Below are 1,085 nucleotides of genomic sequence, written 5' to 3' on the forward strand. Positions count from 1 at the left end.
CGTTTTCCCATCGCTGCGTGGTGGTCGCACAGGACGCGGACGATGCGATCCGCCTGCTCGAGTGCGCTGCCGCGGGCGAACAGTCCGACCAGGTGTTCCGCGCGACGGTGCCGCGCGACTTCGTCGGAGAAAAATCACTGCATGAACACGGCCAGGCGCTCATCGAGCGCGTGGCCGCCGGCCATCCGTCCGTCGAGGCAGGCATGGACGATGCGCTCCTTGCGCTGGCCGACCTGTTCTGCCAGGGCTACGCGCTGCCGTGGGCCGCGTTGTTCGGCGCGGTGCCGCCACGGCGCATCGCATTGCCTGGCTATCCTTTCGCTCGCGACGTGCATTGGATCGCGGCGGCGCCCGCGGAGACGCGGGTTCCGGTTCGCCGCACCCTTGCGGCACCCGCCGACTCCGTGCGTGCGACGCCGGCCGGCAGCGTGGACAAGCCGGCAGGTATCGTCCTCGCACGCCTGTCGTCCGATCGGTCGTCGGTGGCTTCGCCGGCCGCGGCGCCCGCGCCGGTCGAGCGTGCAGCGACGCCTACGGCATCGCCTGCGCAGCCGACGCCGCCCGCACCCACCGCCGAGACCAGCGTGGACCTGGCGCGGATGCAGCGTGAGCTCATCCGTTCGCTCGCCGATGCCTTGTACATGGACGTGGCGGAGGTCGAACCGCATCGTCCGTTCGCCGAGATGGGCCTGGACTCGATCATCGGCGTGGAATGGGTACGCACGATCAACCAACGTTATGGGCTGCAGATGCCCGCGGCGCGCATCTACGATTTCCCGGACGTGCATCAGTTGTCCCGCTACCTCGCCGGCGAGTTGAAAGCCCGCCGGGCGGAGACGCCGGCGCAGGTCGCACCGACGGCGGAAACGAAGCCCGCATCGCCGCCGCCGGCCCCGGTGCAGCGTGCCGCCGCGGCGCCGACGCCGACGCGTGCGCCACGCAAGGGTGGCGAGCCGATCGCGATCGTCGGCATGGCCGGACGCTATCCGGGCGCGTCGGACCTTGAGACGTTCTGGCAGCGGTTGGCCGAGGGCCACGACGCGGTGACCGAGGTGCCCACGTGGCGCTGGGACGTGAATCGCTAC

1 protein-coding gene is annotated in these 1,085 nt (G+C 70.9%); it reads left to right on the forward strand.

Annotated elements, in window-relative coordinates; all coding sequences use genetic code 11:
• Positions 1-1,085, forward strand: a 1,085-nt coding sequence (locus JNG39_RS21090; protein WP_368313926.1) for a phosphopantetheine-binding protein, incomplete at both ends; no start/stop codon positions are given.

This window comes from Luteibacter sp. CQ10 (assembly GCF_040900725.1).
In the GTDB taxonomy this organism is placed as follows: domain Bacteria; phylum Pseudomonadota; class Gammaproteobacteria; order Xanthomonadales; family Rhodanobacteraceae; genus Luteibacter.